This is a genomic window from Microbacterium sp. HSID17254 (genome assembly GCF_003989315.1).
Taxonomy (GTDB): Bacteria; Actinomycetota; Actinomycetes; order Actinomycetales; family Microbacteriaceae; genus Microbacterium.
In genome coordinates this window covers 1-1,516 of the sequence record NZ_RBLT01000091.1, presented here as the reverse complement: position 1 = coordinate 1,516, position 1,516 = coordinate 1, and the positions used below count along the sequence as shown (strand labels likewise).

Here is a 1,516-nt window from a genome sequence, read left to right as displayed (position 1 = left end):
CGCGGAGATGCTCGCGACCTCGAAGCGGATCGTGAACTGCTGGGCGATGGGCATCACCCAGCACCGCAACGCCGTCGCCACCATCAAGGAGATGGTGAACGTCGCCCTGCTCCAGGGCATGATCGGCAAGCCGGGCGCGGGCCTGTGCCCGGTCCGCGGCCACTCCAACGTGCCGGGCGACCGCACGATGGGCATCTGCGAGCGGGTCGCGGACGGCTTCCTCGACGCGATCCGCGACGAGTTCGGCTTCGAGCCGCCCCGCGAGCACGGCTACGACTCGGTCGCGGCGGTGCAGGCGATGGCCGCCGGGAGGGCGAGCGTGTTCGTCGGACTGGGCGGCAACTTCTCCCAGGCGATGTCGGACACCGGCGTCACCGAGCCGGCGCTGGAGCGCTGCGCGCTGACCGTGCAGATCTCGACCAAGCTCAACCGGTCGCACGTCGTGGCCGGGACCGACGCGCTGATCCTGCCCGCGCTGGGCCGCACCGAGAAGGACCTGACCGGCGGCCGGGCGCAGCGGGTCACCGTCGAGGACTCGATGTCGGCGGTGCACGCCTCGCACGGCCGCTCCGAGCCGGCCGGGGAGCTGCTGCGTTCCGAGGTCGACATCCTGTGCGGGATCGCGCGGGCCACCCTCGGCGCCGACCATCTCGTCCCGTGGGCCGACTTCGCCGCCGACTACGACCGCATCCGCGACCGGATCGGCCGGGTCGTCCCGGGCTGCGAGGCCTACACCGAGAAGATCGCCCGCTCCGGCGGGTTCACCCTCGCCCACCCGCCGCGGGACAGCCGCACCTTCCCGACGGCGTCGGGCAAGGCGGAGTTCACCGTCAGCCCGCTGGAGGTGCTGACGCTGCCCGAGGGCCGCCTGGTCCTGCAGAGCCTGCGCAGCCACGACCAGTTCAACACCACGATCTACGGCCTGGACGACCGCTACCGCGGCATCCACTCCGGCCGCCGGGTCGTGTTCATCTCCGACGCCGACCTGCGCGAGCTGGGCTTCGCCGACGGCGACCGGGTGGACCTGGTCAGCGAGTGGACCGACGGCACCGAGCGGCGTGCCGACGACTTCCGGCTGGTGTCGTACTCGACGCCGAAGGGGTGCATCGCCGCGTACTACCCGGAGACGAACCCGCTGATCCCGCTGAACTCCTACGCGGAGTTCTCGCGCTGCCCGACCTCGAAGTGGATCCAGGTCCGACTGGAGGCCGCCACCGGGTGATCGGCATGTGAGTGCGCTCACCCGTCCGGTGACGGCCGGACGGAATCGGCGTCACCCCTCGTGAGGTTGAACCGTTCGGCCACACGAGGGGGGACTCACCGGTGACCACCACTGCTGTCACGGCGCCGAGCCGGTTGCGGATCGCGCTGATCCTGGGCGCGTTGATCGCGCTCGGCCCGCTGACCATCGACCCCTACCTGCCCGCGCTGCCGGACGTCGGCCGCGACCTCGCCGCGTCCGACCCTCGTTCCGCCCTTGCAGGGCGGCACTTACGCGTGCCGCGCCTGTAGCGCA

2 protein-coding genes are annotated in these 1,516 nt (G+C 71.8%); both read left to right on the top strand.

Annotated features, from left to right (window positions below):
- On the top strand, window positions 1-1,222 hold a 1,222-nt coding region (locus tag D8M34_RS17850; RefSeq protein ID WP_274543280.1), incomplete at its 5' end, for a molybdopterin dinucleotide binding domain-containing protein.
- Between the two features lie 101 nt (window positions 1,223-1,323).
- Window positions 1,324-1,512, top strand: a complete 189-nt coding sequence (locus D8M34_RS17845) for a hypothetical protein (RefSeq protein WP_202976281.1) — start codon at window positions 1,324-1,326, stop codon at window positions 1,510-1,512.
- Window positions 1,513-1,516: the final 4 nt, after the last annotated feature.